The following is a 15,799-nucleotide window of genomic DNA, read 5'->3' as shown; positions in this document are numbered from 1 at the left end:
CCCGCTCAGGCCTGCCGGGTCGGCAGCACCACCACGTGCCGCAGGTTGACGTGCCGCGGCCGGCCGACGACGTACCCGACCAGGTCGGCGACATCGGCGGGGGAGAGCGCGCCGATCGCCTCGAACATGGCGCCGAGCTGCCCGTCCGGCCCGAGCACCGGGTTGTCGATGTGACTGCCCAGCTCGGTGTCCGTCAGCCCGGGCTCTACGGCGGTGACGCGCACGTCGCGCGGGCCGTACTCGGAGCGCAGGGCGGCCGACAGCTGGGTGACGGCGGCCTTGGTGGCGCCGTACACCGCGTAGTTCGGGAAGACCACGTGGGCGCCGATCGAGGAGACGTTCACCAGGTCCGCGGTGGCGCCGGCGGCCGCGGCGGCCACCAGGTCCGGGCCGAACGCGCCGATCACCCGGAGCACCCCCGTCAGGTTGGTGTCGATCATCCGGGTCCATTCGTCGATCCGGCCGTCGTCCACCGGGTTGGGCAGCATCACGCCGGCCGCGTTCACCACCAGGTCGACCCGCCCGAAGGCGGCGTGCGTCAGCTGCCGGGCCGCATCCACCGAGGCCTGGTCGGTGACGTCGGCGGGCACCGCCAGCGCGTTCGGGCCGAGCTCGGCGGCCAGCCGCTCCAGGCGGTCCTTGCGGCGGGCCAGCAGCGCCACCCGGGCGCCGTCCGCGACCAGCTGCCGGGCGACGGCCTCGCCGATGCCGCTGGCGGCGCCGGTGACGACGGCGGTCCGGCCGTCGAGGGTCTGGTGTGCCATGGAAGTCACGCTCCTGTTCGAGTCTGCTGCGGTGACGTCCACGAGTCTCGGCGCGGACCGCCGGCGGACCCAGGGCTGTGCTTTTCCTGGGTCTGCGAGAACCACCTTCGTGACACCGGCCGTATCGTCGGGGCATGAGCGAACTGGGGGAGTTCCTGCGCCTGCGCCGGGCCCGGATCCGGCCCTCCGACGTCGGACTGCCGGAGTTCGGGCGGCGGCGCCGGGTGCCGGGGCTGCGCCGCGAGGAGGTCGCGCAACTCGCCGGGGTGAGCGTCGACTACTACGTGCGGCTGGAACAGGGCCGCGGCGACGGCGTGTCCGCGGAGGTGCTGGACGCGGTCGCCCGGGTGCTGCGCCTGGACCGCACCGAACGGCAGCACCTGCACGACCTGGCCCGGCCGCCGCGGGAGCCCGCCCGGCCCGGCCCGCGGCAGCTGCGGGGCGGCCTGCGGCTGGTGCTGGACGCGCTGGACGCGCCCGCGTTCGCGCTCGGCCGGTGCCTGGACGTGGTGGCCTGGAACGCCCTGGGCGACGCGGTGATGGGGTTCTCCGACATGCCGCCCGGGCAGCGCAACGTGGCCCGGCACGCGTTCCTGTCGGCGGCCGGACGCCGGCTCTACCCCGAGTTCGAACGGGTCGCCGCCGAGACCGCGGCGTTCCTGCGGGTGGACGCGGCCCGGCACCCGGACGACCCGGAACTGGCGGCTCTGCTCGCCGACCTCGCCGCCGACCCGCTGTTCGCCGAACTGTGGGCCCGGCACGGCGTCCGGGAGAAGAGCCACGGCCGCAAGCTGCTGCTGCACCCGCGGGTGGGCGAGCTGGACCTCGGCTACGAGACGCTCACCCCGCCCGGCGAGCCCGGGCTGCAGCTGGTCGTCTACACCGCGGAGCCCGGCTCGCCCACCGCGGAGCGGCTCGCGCTGCTGGCGGACGCCGCCCGGATCTGAGGCCGGCTGCTCAGATGCCCAGCGACTCGGCGCGCGCCTCGGCGCGGCACAGCAGGGCGTGCACCTCGGCCTGGCGGCGGCCCGGGCGGTCGTTCCAGGCGTCGGGGGAGGCGGCCGGGCGGCCGGTGGCGTGCAGCACCTCCATGACCTGGTTGCGTGCCCGCCGCACCGTGTACGCGGTGCCGTAGCCGTGCGCGAGGACGGCGGTCTGCGCGCCGAGCAGGCAGACCCGGCCGGCGGCGTCCCACATCGCGCCCTGGATCCAGCCGGCCTCGGCGAGGTAGTGGGAGGTCAGCCGCAGGTGCCCGGCGACGGTGACCGGTACCGGGCGGGCGGGGCGGCGGACCAGCCGGTCCAGCACGGTGCGGCGGGGCAGCGGGTAGCCGAAGTTCCACGGCCGGTGGACGGAGCCGTACAGCCCGCCGTCGCAGCCGGGCTCCACCGGCGGCAGTGCGGGCAGCGGCAGCAGGGGCAGCCGGTCGGGGGCGGGGAGTCCGGCCAGGTACTGCTCGATCTCCTCGACCAGGCCCAGGTGCTGGGCGAGGACGGGCAGGTCGAGTCGGTCGAGCCGGTCGAAGGACGGCGCTGAAGCGGGCATGGTACAACTCCTCCGGTCGTTATGTCGTATTTGTACCTCTTCCGCTGATCGTCCATCAGGAGCCGCACCGCAGCCGTTTCGTGTCCCCACCGTTCGCTGTCCGCCGTTCCGATCAACGCCCGGAATCGGGTTGGATGAGGGTATGAACGAGCAGACGAACGTCGTGCCGGCGTGGGAGCAGCGGTTCCGGGCAGCGCGGGTCTCGCTGCCCGACTGGGCGGACGAAGCACCCGATCGGGCGCTGTACGTGTCCAACGCGACCGGCACCTACGAGGTGTACGCGTGGGACCGCGCCACCGACGAGCACCGCCGGGTCACCGACCGTCCGCACGGCACCACGGACGCCGAACTCAGCCCGGACGGCGAGTGGATCTGGTGGTTCGACGACACCGACGGCGACGAGTTCGGCGTCTGGCGCCGCCAGCCGTTCGCCGGCGGCCCCGACCAGGAGGCCGTGCCCGGCGTCCCCGCCGCCTACGAGGCGGGCCTGGCGTTCGGCCGTGACGGCACCGTGGTGATCGGAACCTCCACCGACGACGAGGGCACCACCCTGTACCTGCGCCGCCCCGGCGCCGCCGAGCCCACGGTGGTCTACCACCACGCCGAGTACGGCGGCGTCGGCGACCTCTCCCACGACAGCACCCTGCTGGCCGTCGACCACACCGAGCACGGTGACGCCATGCACGGCGCGATCCGGGTGCTGCGGCTGTCCGACGGCGTCACCGTCGCCCAGCTCGACGAGGTCACCGGCCGCGCCGAGCCGCGCGGCGTGTCCTGCCTGGGCTTCGCGCCCGCCGCCGGCGACACCCGGCTGCTGGTCGCCCACCAGCGCACCGGGCGCTGGGAGCCGATGCTGTGGGACGTCGCCACCGGTGCCGAGACCGAGCTGGCGCTGCGCGACGAGCAGGGCCGCCCGTTCCCCGGCGACCTGTCCGCGCAGTGGCGGCCCGACGCCCGCTCGCTGCTCATCGAGCACGAGTACGAGGCCCGCTCCGAGCTGTTCTCCTACCAGTTGGAGACCGGCGAGCTGACCAGGCTGGACACCCCGCGCGGCACCGTCGCCGGGGCCACCGCCCGCCCCGACGGCACGGTCGAGTTCCTGTGGTCCTCGGCCGCCGAGCCGTCCGCGGTGCGCTCCACCGCGGGCACCGTGGTGCTGCGCGCGCCCGGCCCGGTGCCGCCCGGCTCGGTGCCGGTCGAGGACGTCTGGGTGGACGGCCCCGGCGGCCGGGTGCACGCCCTGGTGCAGCGGCCCACCGGCGAGGGCCCGTTCCCGACGGTGTTCGAGGTGCACGGCGGCCCCACGCACCACGACAGCGACTCCTTCGCGGCCGGCCCCGCCGCCTGGCTCGACCACGGCTTCGCGGTGGTCCGGGTCAACTACCGCGGCTCCACCGGCTACGGGCAGGCCTGGACCGACGCGCTCACCGAACGCGTCGGCCTGATCGAGCTGGAGGACATCGGCGCGGTCCGCGACTGGGCGGTCACCTCCGGCCTGGCCGACCCGGACCGGCTGGTGCTGTCCGGCGGCTCCTGGGGCGGCTACCTGACCCTGCTCGGCCTCGGCACCCAGCCCGACCGGTGGACGCTCGGCCTGGCCGCCGTCCCGGTCGCCGACTACCTCACCGCGTACGCGGACGAGATGGAGGCGCTGAAGTCGCTGGACCGCACGCTGTTCGGCGGCACCCCCGAGGAGGTCCCCGAGCGCTGGCACGCCTCCTCGCCGCTGTCGTACGTCGAGCAGGTCAAGGCCCCGGTCTACATCAGCGCCGGCGTCAACGACCCGCGCTGCCCGATCCGGCAGATCGACAACTACGTCCAGCGGCTGGAGGAGCTCGGCAAGGTCCACGAGGTGTACCGCTACGATGCCGGGCACGGTTCGCTGGTCGTCGACGAGCGGATCAAGCAGCTTCGCTTGGAGATCGACTTCGTCCGGCGACACCTGGCCCCCGGCACCGTCCGATGACCAGGTAGACCCGGTCGACAGGGGGGGACTACAACCGATGGGTGGACGCGCCGCGCTGGCCGCCGCCGCGGTCGGCGCGATCGTGCTGACCCTGGCCGGGTGCTCGAACAACCAGAAGTACGACTGCGTGGAGGCCGCCGCCCCCGCGAAGGCCGACACCGGCATCGACCTGCAGGTCCTTGCCAAGGGCAAGAACGGGAGCCGCGGCTCCAAGGGCTCCAGCGGGTCCAGCGGTTCGAAGGGGTCGGGCGGGTCCAGCGGCGGCAGGAACGGGTCCGGCACCTCGCCGTACACGGGGGGCGGCGGCACCAGGGTGGTGCACCACTACCACCACCGGCCGGGCTCCAGCCGCAGCGACGACTACGTCGACGAGTGCGGCAACCCGTCGCCCCCGGCGGGCTTCGGCGGCTTCGGCACCGACTGCCCGAGCCCGAACGCGCTGCCCGCCGCGAGCCCCGCCGGCGGCTCGCCCTCGGCGGTGCAGAGCGGGTCCGCCGCGCCGAGCGCCGCCGCCCCGCCGGTGCCCTGCCCGAGCGGGTCGCCGTCCGGCAGCGCCTCGGCCTCGCCGTCCGCGCTCCCGTCGCCCTCGGCCCCGGCGTCGCCCAGCGCGTCGCGGTCCGGGACGCGCTGAACCAGCAGGCGGGCGGAGGTCAGTCCAGGGCCGGGTCCAGTCCGAGGGCCCGGTCCTGGGCGGCCTCCGCCTCGCGGCGGACCAGCCGGAACCACATGAAGACCACGAACCCGGCGAAGACGAACCACTCCAAGGTGTAGCCCAGGTTCTGGAACGCCCGCAGGCTCAGCCCGTCGCCGCCCTGCGGCTGCACCGTCGGCACCGACGTCAGCCCCGTCGGGACGTCGTCCGCCGCCACCCAGCCGTCGTACAGCGGGTACGGCAGCACGTTCACCAGCGTCGCCGGACTGATCGTGCCCAGCTGCCCGGCGGGCAGACCGCCCGCCACCGCGCCGCCGCTGCCACTGTTCTCCGGGGCCTGCAGCCGGCCCGTCACGCTGACCTGCCCGGACGGCACCTCCGGCGCCTCGCCCGGGGAGCCCGCCGCCCAGCCGCGGACCACCGGCACCGCCCGGCCGCCGTCGGTGAGCAGCGGGGTGAGCACGTAGTAGCCGGTCCGGCCGTCCACCGTGCGGTTCGGCACCAGCAGCTGGTGCGCGACGTCGTAGGAGCCGGTGACGCTCACCGTCCGGCCCAGGGTGTCGGTGCCGACCTTCGACGCGGCCTCCGGCAGCACCTCCGCCAGCGGACTCGCCTGCGCCTGGGAGGCCGTGGCGGCCGCCTTGTCGATCTCCTTGTGCGTCGAAACCCGGTCCTCGAACCGGCCCAACTGCCAGGAGCCGAGCATCAGACAGACCCCGATCGCCGCCACCGCGACGACCGAGCCGACGAGCCATCGCGGGCTGAACAGGAACCGGTACACCCCACCACGGTAACCATTCCTGACACCGGCCCCGACCGCCGGGTGCCGCCGCACCCGTAGGGTGGCCACCGTGATCAGCCCACTGAGCGCCGACGAGCTTCCCGCCCACTGCGACGCCCTCGCCGATCTGCTGCTGGACGCCGTCGACGACGGCGCCTCGGTCGGCTTCCTGGCCGGCACCCCCCGCGACGAGGCCGCCGCCTGGTGGCGGACCCTGCACCCGTCCGTCGCGGACGGCACCCGGCTGCTGTGGACGGCGACCGGCCCCGACGGCCGCCTGCTGGGCACCGTGGCACTGGTCCGCGAGAACCGGCCGAACGGCCGCCACCGCGCCGAGGTCTCCAAGCTGCTGGTGCACCGCGACGCCCGCGGCGCGGGCCTCGGCCGGCGGCTGCTGGCCACCGCCGAGCAGGCCGCCCGCGACGGCGGCGCCACCCTGCTGCTGCTCGACACCCAGACCGGCAGCGCCGCCGAACACCTCTACCGCAGCGCCGGCTGGACGGCATTCGGCACCGTCCCCGGCCACGCCGCGACCCCGGACGGCGTCCTCGCCGACACCACGTACTACTACAAGCAGCTCACCGGCTGAACCGGCTTCTGCCTGCTCAGGCGCCGGCGCCGGGCCGGAGGAACTCGGGCTGGTCGAGCAGCCGCAGCCAGCTGCCGTCCGGCTGCTGCCGCACCACCTGGGCGCGCGCCCCGCTGCCGTCCTTCGGCGGGGTGGCGGTCAGCGCGATGCCGTCCGCGGCCAGCGTCGGCAGCGGCGGCTCCGGGGTGAACTGCGGGCGGTGCGTCAGCACCCGCTCCCACAGCACCCGGATCGCCTCCCGGCCGACCGTGAACTGCCCCGGCGGGTACGCCACCACGGCGTGCTCCTCGTACAGCGCGGCGACCCCGGCGGCGTCGCCCGCGTTGGAGCGCTCCACGAACAGCCGGGTTAGGTCCTCGGGGCGCATCGCCTTCTCGTACTCGCTCATCACGGCCTCCTCGTCGTCGTGCCTCCAGCCTCCCGTCCGCCTGATCAGAAGTCCAACAGCTGGTTCTCATCAGAACTAGAATCCGTGGTCATGGAACTGAGGCAGCTCGAGTACTTCCTCGCCGTCGCCGAGGAGCGCAACTTCACCCGCGCTGCCGAGCGGGTGCACATCAGCCAGTCCGGGGTCAGCGCCCAGATCCGGCAGCTGGAACGCGAACTCGGCGCCGAACTCTTCGACCGCTCCGCCCGCACCGTCATCCTCACCGTGGCCGGCAAGGCCGCCCTCGAACACGCCCGGCAGGCGCTCGCCGCCGCCCGTGCCGTCGGGCAGGCGGTCGGCGAGGTCAGCGACCTGATCCGCGGCAGCCTCACCGTCGGCATGGTGGCCGGCTGCACCCTCACCCCGCTCTTCGACGGCCTGGCCGCCTTCCACCGCGCCCACCCCGGCGTCGAACTCGCCCTGCTGGAAGGCGACTCCGACCACCTCACCGAAGCCGTCCGGGCCGGCACCCTCGACCTCGCACTGATCGGCTGCGCCGGCACCACCCCCGACGGCCTGGACGCGCACACCCTGATCAGCGAACCCCTGGTCGCCGCCGTCCCACCCGGCCACCCACTGGCCGGGCCCGGCAGCACACTCGCCGAACTGCTCACCCACCCGCTGATCTGCCTGCCGCCCGGCACCGGCGTCCGCACCGTCCTCGACCGCGACTGCGCCGCCGCCGGACTCACCCCGCGGATCGCCCTGCAGGCCTCCGCCGCCTCCGCGATCGCCGACCTCGCCGCCCGCGGCCTCGGCGTCGCCGTGCTCAGCCGCTCCATGGCCGAGGCGTTCCCCGCCCTGGTGCCGGTCCCCGTCACCGACCTCACCACCCCGGGCCTGCTCGCCCTGGTCTCCCGCCCCGGCCCCGCCCCGGCGCTGCGCGCACTGCTGGCCGAGCTGCGCCGGGCGTTCAGCCGCTGAAACCGAACGCCCGGCGGGGGCTGGTCAGTTCACGAACGCCAGCTCGTGCGGCGTCCCGTTGAACCGCAGGCCGCCGGTCTCCGTCACCGTCACGATGTCCTCGATCCGGACACCGAACCGGCCCGGCAGGTAGACGCCCGGCTCGATCGAGAAACACATCCCCGGCACCAGCGGCCGGGTCTCGCCCTCGATCATGTACGGCGGCTCGTGCGTGGTCAGCCCGATGCCGTGCCCGGTGCGGTGGATGAAGTACTCGCCGTACCCGCCCTCGGTGATCACCGCCCGGGCCACCCGGTCGATCTCCTGGCAGGTCACCCCGGGCGCCACCGCGTCGAACGCGGCCTGCTGGGCCCGCCGCACCAGGTCGTGCACCTGCTGCACCTCCGAGGGCGGCTCGATGCCGACGAACACCGTGCGGGTGGTGTCCGAGCCGTAGCCGTCCTTCAGCCCGCCGAAGTCCAGAACCACGGTGTCCCCGCGCTCGATCACCCGGTCCCCGGCCTCGTGGTGCGGATTCGCCCCGTTCGGGCCGGAACCCACCACCGTGAAGTCCACCTGGCTGTGCCCGTGCTCGAGCAGCAGCGCCGCCAGGTCGGAGGCCACCTCGCGCTCGGTGCGGCCGGCGAACGGCACGCCCAGGATCGCCCCGTACACCAGGTCCGCCGCCGCGCCCGCCGCCGCCAGCCGGGCCAGCTCGTCCGGCTCCTTCACCGCCCGCAGCATCGGCAGCACCGCCGTCAGCGAGGCGTACGAGGTACCCGGCAGCGCCTCCTGGAACCCCAGCAGGTGCATCGCCCAGGCGTTGTCGGAGACCCCGTACCGGCCGGCCCGGTCCATGTGCGGCGCCAGCACCGCGAACGGGTCCTCGCCGTCGATCCAGTCGGCCATCCGGACGGCCTCCGCACCCGCCGCCCGCTCCGCGTCCGGACGCTCCAGCCTCGGCACCAGCAGCACCGGCTCGGCACCCGGCGCGACCAGCAGCGCCGTCAACCGCTCGGTGTTCACCGGGAGGTACCCCGTCAGGTACGTCAGGTCCGGGCCGGGCGTGACGACCAGCCCCGCCAGGCCCGCATCGGCGGCGGCCGTCGCGGCACGGGCCATCCGGGCCTGGAAATCGGCCGTGGTGAACGGCTCGGGCATCAGGATCCCCTCCCTCGGGGTCAGCGGCCGACGGCCGCGTAGTGACGCAGGAACAGCGCCTCGACCAGGGCCATGTGCTCGATCTCGCCCGGGTCGACGCTCTCATTGGGCGCGTGGATGAGCGAACGCGGCTCCTCCACACCCATCAGGATGATCTCCGACTCCGGGTAGTGCGCGGCAAGAGCGCTGCACAGCGGAATCGAACCGCCCTGCCCGAGGAACGACAGCGGCCGGCCGTACGCCTCCCGCGCCGCCCGGTCCAGCGCCCCGTACGCCTTCCCGTCCGTCGCCGCCCGGAACGGCGAACCCTTCGACTCCGGCTCCACCGACACCCGCGCACCCCACGGCGCGGCCTTCACCAGATGCGCCGTCAACGCCTGCTGCGCCACCTCCGGATCCATCCCCGGCGGCACCCGCAGACTCACCCGCGCCCGCGCCTCGGAAGGCACCGCCGACGCCGAACCCACCACCGGCGGACAGTCGATGCCCAGCACCGTCACCGCCGGACGGGCCCACAGCCGGTCCGCGACCGTCCCCGACCCCATCAGCGCGACCCCGTCCAGCACCCCCGCGTCCGACCGGAACTGCTGCTCGTCGAACCCCATGCCCTCCCAGCTGCCGTCCGCCGGAAGGCCCTCCACCCGCGTCCCGCCGTCGGCGTCGCGCAACGAGTCCAGCATCCGGATCAGCGCCGCCAGGGCGTCCGGGGCCGGACCGCCGAACATCCCCGAATGCAGATCCGACTCCAGCGTCCGCACCGACACCACCACGTTCGCCATCCCGCGCAACGAGACGGTCGCCGTCGGCACCCCCACCGCCGCGTTGCCGGTGTCGCAGATCAGCAGCGCATCGGCGTGCAACTCGTCCGGATGCTGCGCCAGATACTCCTCCAGACCGCCCGTCCCCTGCTCCTCCGACCCCTCCACCACCAGCTTCAAGCCCACCGGCAACTCGTCCCCGAGCGCCCGCAACGCGGTCAGGTGCATCACCACATTGCCCTTGCAGTCCGCCGCCCCGCGCCCGTACCAGCGCCCGTCCCGCTCCGTCAGCTCGAACGGCGGCGACACCCACGCCTCGTCGTCCAACGGCGGCTGCACGTCGTAATGGCAGTACAACAGCACCGTCGGAGCCCCCGGCGGCGGCGGACGGTGCCCCAGCACCGCGAAACTCCCGTCCGGCGTCTCCACCAGCCGCACGTCCCGCAGCCCCACCCCCGCGAACGCCGCGGCCACCCACTCCGCGGCCTCCCGGCACCGCTCCGGCGGCTGCTGCCGCGGATCCGCCACCGAAGGAATCGCCACCAGCTCCGCCAGATCCCCCCGGGCCCGCCCCATCAAACCGGCAACCCGCTCGGCCAACTCGCCCACCACGTACGTCCCTTCTCCGCAGCAACCGGCACAACCCCACCGATCATGCCCCGTCACGCGCCGCCTCGCGCGTGCTCAGGACGCCGTGCCGCCCAGGATGCGCACCCACCACTCCAACTTCTCGACCTCGTCCCGCCGGTACACCCGCGCCCGCAGACCCCGGTACGCGGCGACCAGCCGCTCGGCCGTCAACCTGGTCAGCACGGGCACCCGCTGGTCGAGGATCCGGTCCCACTCCGGCGCCGACGGATCCGCCGGATCGCGGTGCAACGCGCCGAGCGGCAACTCGCGGGCCACCGCCCACACCACCAGATCCGGCGCATCCGCCAACAGATGCCAATGATTCGCCGACCGCTCGCCGAACAACCCCTCCAACTCCCGCAGGACCGCCCGCCGGAACGTGATCGCGATCCGCACCCCGGTCGCCTCCGTGTGCGGGCCGAACAACGCCCGGAACTTCGGCCCCGACGGATCCCGCCAGATCTCCTCCCGGCCCTCCGGCGTCAGCGTCTGGAACGCGAGCGCCGGCTCACCCCCCGCCAGGAAGAACGCCAACGCGGTGGTCGCCTCGTCCACCCCGTACCCCTCCCGGCTGGGCCCCCGCCGCTCACCGCGCCGCAACCGGAACGGAATCCCGTCCCGCTCGAACTGCCCCACCAGCCTGCGCATCACCGGCTGACGCAGCAGTAGATCCTGTGCGGCCGTCGGATTGTGATGCCGGTGCGCCTCGTCATGGGCCACCCGGGCGAGAGCACGCGCCGCACCACTGACGATCCGGACATCCAGCACAGCCCGGTCCAGATGCTCCACCGACAACTCGCCCGCACCCCGTGCCAGCAGCCCCAGCGTCTGGAACCCGTCGATGCACTCGATCCCCGACAGCTCCACACTGCAACCACCCCAGTCCGGCTCCGCCCGCCACAACCGCTCGTCCACCCCGAGCACCACCCGCCCGACGATCCCGAACAGCTCCGGACACTCCCGCAACAGATGCGCCCGCGCCGCATTCTGCGGACTCGCCAACAACTCCCGCCGAGCCCCCAACCGCTCAGCCGCATCCACCGCCCCACCCAGCCCCGCCAACTGCCCCGCCGGCACCCGCAGATCCCACTGCTCGTCATCCACCCGCTGCATGTACCCCGGCCGCAACCAGTACCCCGACCAGAACACCGGAACGCTCGTCGGCCCCGGCCCACCAGGGAACGCCTGTGTCATCGCAAACGCACTCATGCCATCACAACGGCCCGACCCGACACAGGTGACGCCCAAACCCCCACAGCCCCACAACGAGTGAGGGCCGCACCGGATTTCTCCGATACGGCCCTCACTGCTCGGTCGGGGTAGCGGGATTTGAACCCACGGCCTCTTCGTCCCGAACGAAGCGCGCTACCAAGCTGCGCTATACCCCGGTCCTGCTTTGTTGCTTTCCGTCTCCGGTGCAACGAGTAGAACTCTACAGGAGGTGGGGCCAGACACGAAATCCGGTTTAGTGGCTGGTCAGCGTGGGGCGGGGGTGAGGGTGAGGAGGGTGGCCTCGGGGGGGCAGGCGAAGCGGACGGGGGTGTAGCGGTTGGTGCCGCAGCCGGCGGAGACGTGGAGGTGGGCGCGGTGGCCGGCGGCGGTGTGGGTGGAGAGGCCCTTGACGCGGTCGGTGTCGAGGTCGCAGTTGGTGACGAGGGCGCCGTAGAAGGGGATGCAGAGCTGGCCGCCGTGGGTGTGGCCGGCCAGGATCAGGGGGTAGCCGTCGGCGGTGAAGGCGTCGAGGGTGCGGAGGTAGGGGGCGTGGACGACGGCGAGGGAGAGGTCGGCGTCGGGGGAGGGGCCGCCGGCCACCGCGGCGTAGTCGTCCTGGCGGATGTGCGGGTCGTCGAGGCCGGTGAACTCGATGTCGAGGCCGGCGATGTCGAGGCGGCCGCGGGCGTTGTTGAGGTCGAGCCAGCCGGACCGGTCGAAGCCGTCGCGGAGCTTCTGCCAGGGGTTGTGGACGGCGCCGGAGATGCCGCGGCGGCCGGTGCCGTCGGGGTTGTTGAGGCCGTGGATGCCGCTGCGCAGGGCCTTGAGGTAGCGGGTGGGGGACTTGCGGGCGGGGCCGTAGTAGTCGTTGGAGCCGAAGACGTAGACGCCGGGGAAGTCCATCAGCGGGCCGAGCGCGTCGAGCGTGGCGGGGACGCCGAGCGGGTCGGAGAGGTTGTCGCCGGTGTTGACGACCAGGTCGGGGCGGAGCCCGGCGAGGCTCTGCAGCCAGCGCTGCTTCTTGGTCTGTCCGGTGACCATGTGGATGTCGGAGACCTGGAGGATCCGGATCGGCCGGGCGCCGGCGGGCAGGATCGGTACCTCGACGCGGCGTAGGCGGAACGAGCGGACCTCGTACCCGGCGGCGTAGACGAGACAGGCGGCGCCGGTGGCGGCGACACCGAGCGGGACGGAGTACAGCGGTCGCATCGGTCCATGGTCGCAGACTGTTCGAAAAGACGGGCAAGCGCCCGGGGGACGCCGGAGGGTGACGGGTCGTCAGCACGAACCGGCAGGTAATGGGGCGGCGTCGGGGCGTGACAGGTGTCAGAATCGGCGGCATGACGACGCTCAAGGAGCAGCTGCACGAGGACCTGACGGCTGCCATCAAGGCACGGGACGAGCTGCGCTCGTCCACCCTTCGGCTGACGCTGGCCTCGGTGACGAGCGCGGAGGTGGCGGGCAAGCAGAAGCGCGAGCTGTCCGACGCCGAGGTGCTTCAGGTGATCGGCAAGGAGGCGAAGAAGCGGCGGGAGGCCGCGGAGGCGTTCGAGGGTGCCGGTCGTACGGAGCAGGCGGCGCGCGAGCGGGCAGAGGGCGAGCTGCTGGACGCGTACCTGCCGAAGCAGCTGACGGACGAGGAGCTGGCCGGGATCGTGGCCGCCGCGGTGGCGGAGTCCGGGGCGAGCGGCCCGCAGGGCATGGGCGCCGTGATGAAGCTGGTGCGTCCGCAGGTCGAGGGCAAGGCGGAGGGCGGCCGGGTGGCCGCCGCGGTGAAGGCCGCACTGGCCGGCTGACCCTCGGCTGCCCCTACAACTGCTGAAGCCGCCCGCCCGGAGATCGTCTCCGGGCGGGCGGCTTCAGTGTGTGCGGGGCGCGGTCAGTGGCGGCCGGGCTTGCCGCTGTTGCCGCCGGTGGGCGGCGGGAAGGAGAAGCCGCCGGTGGTCAGGCCGCCGGCCGGAAAGCCGGTGGTGCCGCCGTTGTTGCCGCCACCGCCGTTGCCCCCGCCGTTGCCCCCGCCATTGCCGCCACCGTTACCGTTGCCACCGCCGGTGGTCGCGCCGGCGTTGTCGCCGGAGGGGTCGCCGGGGTTGTCGGTGGCGGGCGGGGTGGTGGTCGCCGGCGGGGTGGTGACGATGTTCCTGAAGCTGGTGACGGGGGTGCCGTCCAGGGCGTCGTTCATGGCCATCTGCCAGATCGGGCCGGGGCCGTCGGCGCCGTAGACCGCCGAGAAGTACTTGCCGCCGATGGTGATGTTCTTCATCGACACGTTGCCGCCGACGCCGCCGAGCCAGACCGAGGTGGCGAGGTCGGGGGTGTAGCCGGTGAACCAGGCGGCGTACCGCTCGTCGGTGGTACCGGTCTTGCCGGCGATCTGGCGGCCGTCGTCGAGGCCGAGGGAGGAACCGGTGCCCTTCTCGGTCACGCCCATCAGCAGGCTGTTGACGTTGTCCGCGGTGGACTGGGACATCGCCTGGTTGCAGTTGGCCTTCGGCACGTCGAGCTTCTTGCCGTCGCTGGTGACCACGGAGGTCAGCGCGATCGGGGAGCAGTACACGCCGCGGGCGGCGAAGGACGCGTAGACCGAGGCCATCTGGAGCGGGCTGACCTCCTGGGTGCCGAGCACCATGGAGGGGACTTCCTGCAGGGGCTTGCCGTTGGCCAGGGTGCCGACGCCGAGCTTGTCGGCCATCTGCTTCATCGGGCACAGGCCGGTCTGCTGCTCCAGCTGCACGAAGTAGGTGTTGACCGACTTCTGCATGGCGACCGTCATGTTGTACGGGCCGATCTCGTAGGTGGACTCGTTCTGCACGGTGGGCTTGGAGGTGTCGTTCCAGGTGCCCTGGCAGGTGGAGACCCGGGGGTACTCCATCTTGTTCGGCGAGGAGAGTTCCTGGCTGAGCGGGACGCCGTTCTCCAGGGCGGCCGCGGCCAGGATCGGCTTGAAGGTCGAGCCGGGGGAGAAGCCGTTGCCGCCGCCCATGGCCGCGCCGGCGTTCAGGTTGAGGACGGTCTGCTTCTTGGACTCGTCCAGGCCGTACGGGCGGGTCTGCGCCATCGCGAGGATCTCGCCGGTGCCGGGCTTGACCATGGTGCCGGCGGCGGACACCTTGTCGGTCACGTTGACCTTCTTGGTGACGGCCTTGTTCATGGCCTGCTGCTTGTCCGGGTCGATGGTGGTGTTGATCTTCAGGCCACCCTGCGACCAGAGCTTCTGCCGGTCGGCGGCGGTCTTGCCGAACGCCGGGTCCTGCTTGATCACGTGGCGCACGTAGTCGCAGAAGAAGCCCATGCCGTTGCTGGCGGTGATGCAGCCGTTCTGCGGCTCGGTGTACTTGATGCCCAGGTCGGCGGCGATCGCGGCCTTGGCCTCGTCCGGCGAGATGTGCTTGTACTCCAGCAGCTTGTTGATCACCGTGTTGCGGCGGGTCTGCGCGGCCTGCGGGTGGGTGATCGGGTCGTACGCCGAGGGGTTCTGCACCAGGCCGGCCAGCATCGCGGCCTCGGGGAGGGTGAGGTCCTTGGCGCTCTTGTTGAAGTAGCGCTTGGCGGCGGACTCGATGCCGTACGCCTGGTGGCCGTAGAAGGTGATGTTCAGGTAGTTGGTGAGGATCTGGTCCTTGCTCAGGTCCTCTTCCAGCTTGATGGCGTACTTGAGCTCCTGGATCTTGCGACCCATGCTCTTCTTGGTGGCTTCCAGGAACGCCTGCTGGTCGTCGCCGGCCTGCTCGACGAAGACGTTCTTCACGTACTGCTGGGTGAGCGTGGAGGCACCCTGGGCGGTGGTGCCGGACTCCGCGTTCTTGGTGGCCGCGCGCAGTACGCCCTTGAGGTCGACGGCGCCGTGCTCGTAGAAGCGGTTGTCCTCGATGTCCACCTGGGCCTGGCGCATGATCGGCGCCATCTGCTCCTTGGTGAGGATGGTGCGGTCGCGGTCGTAGACCTTGGCGATCAGGCCACCCTTGGCGTCGTAGATCATCGACACCTGCGAGAGCGTGGGCGTCTTGAAGTCGTCCGGGATGTTGTCGAACGATTCGGCGGTGTCCTTGGCCGTCAGGCCGAACGCGCCGACGGCCGGCAGGGCCATGCCGGCGACCAGGATGCCTGCGAGCACGGCGCTGCCCAGGAACTTGACGCCGAGCCCTGCCTTGTCCAGTGCGGTGCCCTCGGATCGGGTAGCTGCCATGGGGAGAACCCTACGTTGCGGAATCCCGTACAGGGGGGCAGGTGTTCGCCTACGCTTGTCACAGAACTGCGACAGCTTCGCTCTGCTCATCACCGTCACTCTTGTGAGTGATGAGCTTTGTCCGATTCGGGGCATTCTGAGCCACTTTCAGGCGGCTGCACGGCGGGCCGCTGTTGCACACCGTGACGAAAACGCACCATTCGGCCCCCGCAAGGCCCGCGACCT

At 72.7% G+C, this 15,799-nt stretch carries 15 protein-coding genes and 1 tRNA gene; 6 read left to right on the top strand and 10 right to left on the bottom strand.

Annotation, left to right across the window (positions count from 1 at the left end; genetic code table 11):
• Positions 1–5: 5 nt before the first annotated feature.
• On the bottom strand, positions 6–764 hold the full coding sequence (locus ACFYS8_RS11685; RefSeq protein ID WP_387639217.1) for an SDR family oxidoreductase: 759 nt from the start codon (positions 762–764) through the stop codon (positions 6–8).
• 134 nt (positions 765–898) lie between these two features.
• Between ACFYS8_RS11685 and ACFYS8_RS11680 the strand changes: the two genes are divergently transcribed.
• Complete coding sequence (locus ACFYS8_RS11680; RefSeq protein WP_387639214.1) at positions 899–1,711, top strand: helix-turn-helix transcriptional regulator; 813 nt, start codon at positions 899–901, stop codon at positions 1,709–1,711.
• Positions 1,712–1,721: 10 nt separating this feature from the next.
• Here ACFYS8_RS11680 and ACFYS8_RS11675 read toward each other — a convergent pair whose 3' ends face one another.
• Positions 1,722–2,309: a hypothetical protein gene (locus ACFYS8_RS11675; RefSeq protein WP_387639212.1), complete on the bottom strand. Its 588-nt coding sequence runs from the start codon at positions 2,307–2,309 to the stop codon at positions 1,722–1,724.
• Positions 2,310–2,451: 142 nt separating this feature from the next.
• On the opposite strand from ACFYS8_RS11675, the gene ACFYS8_RS11670 reads away from it, so the two are divergent.
• Positions 2,452–4,275 (top strand): prolyl oligopeptidase family serine peptidase, encoded by a 1,824-nt coding sequence (locus ACFYS8_RS11670; protein WP_387639210.1) that lies wholly within the window; start codon positions 2,452–2,454, stop codon positions 4,273–4,275.
• A 37-nt stretch (positions 4,276–4,312) separates the two neighbouring features.
• Positions 4,313–4,906 (top strand): hypothetical protein, encoded by a 594-nt coding sequence (locus tag ACFYS8_RS11665; RefSeq protein ID WP_387639208.1) that lies wholly within the window; start codon positions 4,313–4,315, stop codon positions 4,904–4,906.
• Positions 4,907–4,925: 19 nt separating this feature from the next.
• Here ACFYS8_RS11665 and ACFYS8_RS11660 read toward each other — a convergent pair whose 3' ends face one another.
• Positions 4,926–5,708: an SURF1 family protein gene (locus tag ACFYS8_RS11660; RefSeq protein WP_387639205.1), complete on the bottom strand. Its 783-nt coding sequence runs from the start codon at positions 5,706–5,708 to the stop codon at positions 4,926–4,928.
• 70 nt (positions 5,709–5,778) lie between these two features.
• Here ACFYS8_RS11660 and ACFYS8_RS11655 point away from each other — a divergent pair, with 70 nt between their 5' ends.
• Entirely contained in the window at positions 5,779–6,297 is a 519-nt protein-coding gene (locus ACFYS8_RS11655; RefSeq protein WP_387639203.1) for a GNAT family N-acetyltransferase, read from the top strand.
• A gap of 16 nt (positions 6,298–6,313) precedes the next feature.
• Here the strand turns inward: ACFYS8_RS11655 and ACFYS8_RS11650 are convergent, their stop codons facing one another.
• Positions 6,314–6,685, bottom strand: coding sequence for a YybH family protein (locus ACFYS8_RS11650; RefSeq protein ID WP_387639200.1), 372 nt, complete (start codon positions 6,683–6,685; stop codon positions 6,314–6,316).
• Between the two features lie 90 nt (positions 6,686–6,775).
• Between ACFYS8_RS11650 and ACFYS8_RS11645 the strand changes: the two genes are divergently transcribed.
• Complete coding sequence (locus ACFYS8_RS11645) at positions 6,776–7,648, top strand: LysR family transcriptional regulator (protein ID WP_387639197.1); 873 nt, start codon at positions 6,776–6,778, stop codon at positions 7,646–7,648.
• A gap of 24 nt (positions 7,649–7,672) precedes the next feature.
• Here ACFYS8_RS11645 and ACFYS8_RS11640 read toward each other — a convergent pair whose 3' ends face one another.
• The 5 genes from ACFYS8_RS11640 to ACFYS8_RS11620 all read right to left on the bottom strand — a co-directional run bounded on the left by ACFYS8_RS11640 (position 7,673) and on the right by ACFYS8_RS11620 (position 12,597).
• On the bottom strand, positions 7,673–8,788 hold the full coding sequence (locus ACFYS8_RS11640) for an aminopeptidase P family protein (RefSeq protein ID WP_387639194.1): 1,116 nt from the start codon (positions 8,786–8,788) through the stop codon (positions 7,673–7,675).
• Between the two features lie 20 nt (positions 8,789–8,808).
• A complete protein-coding gene (locus ACFYS8_RS11635; protein WP_387639192.1) occupies positions 8,809–10,158 on the bottom strand; it encodes a dipeptidase in 1,350 nt (449 codons plus the stop codon).
• Between the two features lie 72 nt (positions 10,159–10,230).
• Positions 10,231–11,280 carry a hypothetical protein gene (locus tag ACFYS8_RS11630; protein WP_387639189.1) on the bottom strand — a complete coding sequence of 350 codons (1,050 nt, stop codon included), beginning with the start codon at positions 11,278–11,280 and terminating at the stop codon, positions 10,231–10,233.
• 210 nt (positions 11,281–11,490) lie between these two features.
• Positions 11,491–11,564: transfer RNA gene (locus tag ACFYS8_RS11625), tRNA-Pro, on the bottom strand.
• Positions 11,565–11,652: 88 nt separating this feature from the next.
• On the bottom strand, positions 11,653–12,597 hold the full coding sequence (locus ACFYS8_RS11620; RefSeq protein WP_387639186.1) for a metallophosphoesterase: 945 nt from the start codon (positions 12,595–12,597) through the stop codon (positions 11,653–11,655).
• A gap of 131 nt (positions 12,598–12,728) precedes the next feature.
• Here ACFYS8_RS11620 and ACFYS8_RS11615 point away from each other — a divergent pair, with 131 nt between their 5' ends.
• Positions 12,729–13,184 (top strand): GatB/YqeY domain-containing protein, encoded by a 456-nt coding sequence (locus tag ACFYS8_RS11615; RefSeq protein WP_387639184.1) that lies wholly within the window; start codon positions 12,729–12,731, stop codon positions 13,182–13,184.
• A gap of 83 nt (positions 13,185–13,267) precedes the next feature.
• Here ACFYS8_RS11615 and ACFYS8_RS11610 read toward each other — a convergent pair whose 3' ends face one another.
• Positions 13,268–15,574 carry a transglycosylase domain-containing protein gene (locus tag ACFYS8_RS11610; protein ID WP_387639181.1) on the bottom strand — a complete coding sequence of 769 codons (2,307 nt, stop codon included), beginning with the start codon at positions 15,572–15,574 and terminating at the stop codon, positions 13,268–13,270.
• Between the last annotated feature and the right edge of the window lie 225 nt (positions 15,575–15,799).

It is taken from the genome of Kitasatospora sp. NPDC004615 (assembly GCF_042873545.1).
GTDB lineage: Bacteria > Actinomycetota > Actinomycetes > Streptomycetales > Streptomycetaceae > Kitasatospora.
The sequence above is the reverse complement of the archived record's forward strand: the minus strand, read 5'-3'. Positions and strand labels throughout refer to the sequence as shown.